The organism is Streptomyces sp., assembly GCF_035563135.1.
GTDB lineage: Bacteria > Actinomycetota > Actinomycetes > Streptomycetales > Streptomycetaceae > Streptomyces.
In genome coordinates this window covers 1-4,901 of sequence record NZ_DATMVN010000093.1, presented here as the reverse complement: position 1 = coordinate 4,901, position 4,901 = coordinate 1, and the positions used below count along the sequence as shown (strand labels likewise).

General features: G+C 75.4%; 4 protein-coding genes. All 4 read left to right on the top strand.

Annotation, left to right across the window (positions count from 1 at the left end; genetic code table 11):
* The first annotated feature begins 131 nt into the window (after positions 1 to 131).
* The 4 genes from VN520_RS03945 to VN520_RS03930 all read left to right on the top strand — a co-directional run bounded on the left by VN520_RS03945 (position 132) and on the right by VN520_RS03930 (position 4,774).
* Positions 132 to 1,409 carry a glycosyltransferase gene (locus tag VN520_RS03945; protein ID WP_414719762.1) on the top strand — a complete coding sequence of 426 codons (1,278 nt, stop codon included), beginning with the start codon at positions 132 to 134 and terminating at the stop codon, positions 1,407 to 1,409.
* A gap of 62 nt (positions 1,410 to 1,471) precedes the next feature.
* Positions 1,472 to 2,251 carry a polysaccharide deacetylase family protein gene (locus VN520_RS03940; protein ID WP_325745425.1) on the top strand — a complete coding sequence of 260 codons (780 nt, stop codon included), beginning with the start codon at positions 1,472 to 1,474 and terminating at the stop codon, positions 2,249 to 2,251.
* A 118-nt stretch (positions 2,252 to 2,369) separates the two neighbouring features.
* On the top strand, positions 2,370 to 4,262 hold the full coding sequence (locus tag VN520_RS03935) for a hypothetical protein (protein WP_325745424.1): 1,893 nt from the start codon (positions 2,370 to 2,372) through the stop codon (positions 4,260 to 4,262).
* 92 nt (positions 4,263 to 4,354) lie between these two features.
* On the top strand, positions 4,355 to 4,774 hold the full coding sequence (locus VN520_RS03930) for a hypothetical protein (protein ID WP_325745423.1): 420 nt from the start codon (positions 4,355 to 4,357) through the stop codon (positions 4,772 to 4,774).
* Positions 4,775 to 4,901 lie beyond the last annotated feature (127 nt).

Here is a 4,901-nt window from a genome sequence, read left to right as displayed (position 1 = left end):
CGCGCAGCAGGCCGGCCGACTGCGCGTACCGACACGTCCACGACGTCACGACCCGGGGGGACCGGATGCCGTACGGAAGCGAACGGACAGGGCGCGCACAGGGGCCGCCGGACCTCGGCCGGCTCGCCGGTCTGGCCGTCGCCGAGCTGGAGCTCGACGCGGCCGACGGCACGGGTGCGCGGTTGACGCCCGCACCCGGCGGGCCGCCCCTGGACACGGTCCGGCGGGACGGTGAGGACCAGCGGATCTTCGCCCTCGTACGGCTGCGCGGGCGCCCGGTCGGCACGGTCGTCGGGCGGGTCGGGGCGGGTGACGACCCGGCCGCCGTGCTCGCCCGGCAGGCCGCGGACGAGATCGCCGTCCCGGACCCGCCGGAGCGCCCGCCGGCCGGGGAGCCGCCCCGGGCCACGGTCGTGGTCGCGACCCGGGAGCGCCCCGCGCGGCTGGCCCGTGCCCTCGATTCGCTGCTCGCCCAGGACCACCCGGACTTCGAGATCGTGGTCGTCGACAACGCCCCGGCCACGGCCGCCACCCGCGAGCTCGTCACCTCCGGCTACGCGGACCGGGGCGTGCGCTACGCGCTGGAGCCGGTGCCCGGTCTGGCCGCCGCGCACAACAGGGGCATCGCCGTCGCCGGCTCCGGGATCCTCGCCTTCACCGACGACGACGTCATCGCCGACCCGCACTGGCTCACCGCCCTGACCCGGCCCTTCGGCGAGGACCCGCGACCGGCCTGTGTCACCGGTCTGATCCTGCCGGCCAGGCTGACCACACCGGCGCAGGTCCTGCTGGAGAGCCACGGCGGATTCGCCAAGGGGTTCGCGGCGCGCCGCTACGACCCCGCGCGCCCGCCCGCCGACGAGCCGCTCTTCCCGTTCAGCGCCGGACGCTTCGGCTCCGGCGCCAGCATGGCCTTCCGCGCCGGGCCGCTGCGGGCGGTCGGCGGTTTCGACCCCGCCACCGGCACCGGCACCCCGGCCAAGGGGGGCGACGACCTCTACGCCTTCGTACGCCTCCTCGCCGAGGGGCACCCGCTGCACTACACGCCCGAGGCGATCGTCTGGCACCACCACCGGGAGCGCTGGGAGGACCTGTGCGGCCAGGCCCACGGCTACGGTGCCGGGCTCACCGCCTGTCTCACCGCGCTGCTGGTCCGCAGGCCCGCCCTGCTGCCGTCCCTCCTGGCCCGGCTGCCGCGCGGTCTCGCCCACGCCCGCACGATGACGGCGCCGCGTGCCGGTGACGCGGCGGAGCGCACCGGTGTTCCCGGCGCGCACGGTACGTACACCTACCCGTGGCCACGGCATCTGTCCCGCCTGGAGCGGCGCGGTCTGCTGTACGGCCCCCTCGGGTACGTACGCGCCCGGTTCGCCGTCCGTGGCGCGGCACGGCCCTGGGAGGAGCGATGAGCGCGCGCGGACCCGAGGCGCCCGACAGGCCGGGAGAGCGCGGAGGGGCGCCCCGGATTCCCGTGCTGCTGTACCACGCGGTGATGGACGACCCGCCGGCGTGGATCGCCGAATTCACGGTCAGGCCGCAGGAGTTCACCGCCCAGCTGGACGCGGTCGGCGCCTGTGGGCGCACACCGGTGCCGGTCGGCGCCCTCGTCGCTCACCTCACGGGAGACGGCCCGCTGCCGGACCGTCCGGTCGTCCTGACGTTCGACGACGGTTTCGCGGACCTGCCGGGGCCGACCGCCGAGGCGCTCGCCGGACGGTCGATGCCGGCCACCGCGTACCTCACGACCGGCGCGCTGACGCGGTCCGGTCCGGGCAGTCTGCTGCCGCCCGGGCCGATGATGAGCCTGGAGCAGGCGCCGCTGCTGGAGCAGTACGGCGTGGAGGTGGGCGGGCACACCGTCACCCACGCACAGCTGGACACGCTGTCCGGTGCGGCCCTGCGGTCCGAACTCGTCGACTCCAGGAAGGCGCTGGAGGACGTGCTGGGCCATGGGGTGTCCCACCTCGCCTACCCGCACGGATACAACAGCGCGCGCGTGCGCCGTGCCGCCCGGGCCGCCGGCTACGAGAGCGCGGTGGCCGTCCGGCACGCGCTGAGTTCCGGCCGGGACGAGCCGTACCGGATCGCGCGGCTGATCCTGCGGCGGAGCCACACGGTGCGGGACGTCGAGCGCTGGATGGCGGGCGAGGGCGCACGCGTGGCGCCGTTCCGCGATTCGCTCCCGACCGTGGGGTGGCGGTGGTACCGCCGCACGCGGGCGGCCGTGCAGGGGCCGGTGTTCGCGGGGTGAGGCGGCGGGCCGTGCGGAAAAGGGTGGGAGCGCCGCAAGGACGAAGCACCTTCCTATACTTCGCTGGAGGGGACAGCGGCGTGACGGCCGCGACCACATCCGTGGGGGGAGTCGCACCGTGCCACAGCATGTGCCCGCGCCGGTCGAGGGGGCCGCGTCGGGGAGCGCCGGGCCGGTACCCCCGCCCGGCACCGTCCCCGCCGACGGGCCGCGCCCTCGCCTCGCAGCCGCACGGGGACCCGGGGCGCTCCTCGACTGGCTCCCGTTACTCCTGGCGGCCGCTCTCTGGATCTCCTCGCTGCCGTACGTCGGATTCCGTTCGATGGGCGAGTACGGGCTCCTGGACCGGCTGCCCGCCACCTACTACCTCTCCCTGCTCGTCCTGACCGCAGGCTTCCTGGCCGGCCTCCGCCGCGCGGACACGGCCCCGTGGTGGCCCGCGCTGTACTGCGCCGGGCTGCTGACGGCCCTCAAGGGCCTCCCCGCCGTCCTGTACGACTCGGAGCGCTACCCCTGGGCCTCCAAGCACGACGCCGTCATCAACCACCTGCTGGCCGACGGCGAACTGCGCCCGTACGAGGGCCTGTCCGGCAACATGTCCGCCTACGACCAGTGGCCGGGCTTCTTCACGCTCAACGGCGGGCTCGTCCGCGCCTTCGGCGCCGACAGCGCCGCCGCCTACCTGAACTGGGCGCCCGTCGTCCTCGGCCTGCTGACGATGCCGGTCCTGGTCCTGATCTACCGCACCTTCAGCCAGGACCGGCGCCTCGTGTGGAGCGCCGTCTGGATCTTCCAGCTGGCCAACTGGGTGGGCCAGGACTACTTCGCCCCGCAGGGCCTCGCCTTCCTCCTCCACCTCGCCGTACTCGCCGTCGTCGTACGGCACTTCGTGCGACCCGGTTCCGCCGGGCGGCTGCGTTCGCGCTCCTGCCCCGACCCGGCTGCCGCAGCGGTCCCGCCGTCCACCGGCACCCGGCAGCGCGCGGTCCGTGCCGTGGTCCTCGTGCCCGTGATCGTGGCCGTCAACGCCGTGCACCAGCTGACCCCGGTGATGCTCTGCGCCACCCTCCTCGCCCTCAACCTCACCCGCCGCTACCGCAACCCCGGCCTCCTCGCCGTGGCCGGGCTGATCATGCTGGCCTGGGACCTCACCATGGGCCGCCCGCTGTTCACCGAGACCCTGGGCACCCTGCGCGACTCCCTCGGCGAACTCACCCGGAACACCCGCGCCGGATACGCCGGGCAGCTCACCGGGGCCGGCCCCGAACTCGCGGGGCGCGCCGGCGTCCTGATGGTGCTGGCCGTCTCCGTCCTCGCGGGAGCGGCCCTCCTGCTGCGGCGCCGCCTCGCGCACAGCGCCCTGCCGCTGCTGCTGGCCTCCGTCGCGCCCGTGCCCCTGTTCGCGGTCAACGACTACGGCGGCGAGATGCTCTTCCGGGTCTATCTGTTCGCGCTCCCGGGAGCGGCCTTCTTCGCCGCCGCGGCGCTCGTACCGGCCGCCGGAGGCACCGGGGCGCGCCGGGCCGGGCCGGCCGTACGCAGGCTCCGCGCGGCCGCCCTCCCGGTGACGCTGACCGCGCTGCTCGCCGGCTTCCTGCCCGCGTACTACGGCAAGGAGCGGATGTACTACACCCCGCCCGCCGAGACCGCCCTCGTCACCCGGGCCATCGACGCCGCCCCCGAAGGGGCGCTGATCCTGGCCGCCACGGGCTCGTTCCCCAAGGCGCTGCACCGCTACGACCGGCTGGAGCACTGGTTCTTCGCCGAACAGGAGCTGCCCGGGAACGTCGAGATGCTCAAGGACCCGGCGCGTTACCTCTCGACCCGGCTGCCGCCCGGGACCACGGCCTACGTCGTCCTCACGCGCACCCAGGAGATCCACACCGCCGGCGAGGGGCTGCTGCCCCCCGGCGGGTTCGCCGCGCTGACCCGGGACCTCGCCGCCTCGCCGCTCTTCCGTGTGGTCGAACGGACCGCGTACGGCGTCGTCCTGCGCTACGACAGTCCCTGAGGCCGAGAACCCCCGGGGCCCGGGAGCTGCTGCGCCCCGGGAACTCCTGAGGCCCGTCCGTCAGGCCGATCCCAGACCAGGAAGGCAGCCACGTGTCCGAGAACCGGCAACCTGCGCTCCCCGCCCGGCAGACCCTGACCAGAGCCGCCCTGGCGCTCTCCGGATGGGTGACGCTCGCCGCGACGGCGCTGCCCGGGAACACGCCCGCGCGGTGGGTACCCGTGCTCCTCTTCGTCTGCTTCGGCCCGGGGCTCGCCCTGCTGATCCCGCAGCCAGGACCGCTCGGGCCGGGCGCCCGTCTCGAAACGGCCGCGCTCGCCGCGCCCCTCGGACTGTCCCTGGCCGTCATCGCGGCCACCACGCTGTTCCTGGCGGAGAGCTTCTCGGGGACGGCGTTCCTGGTGTCCCTCGCCGCGTTCACCACCCTCGCCTCGGCCCTTCCGGGGCTCCCGCTGTCCGGGTCCGCCCGGGGCGCCGCCGGGCGGACCGGGACGTCCACGGGGCGCGGGTGACCCGCCGCGGCGCGCCGGGGGAGCGCCGCCCCCGTACGCGCCTGGTACCGGCGTCGGCCGTCACCGCGGCGCTGCTGGCCGGACTCCTCGCCTGCTCCGGTGCGCCCTTCTCCGGTGAGGACGGGGG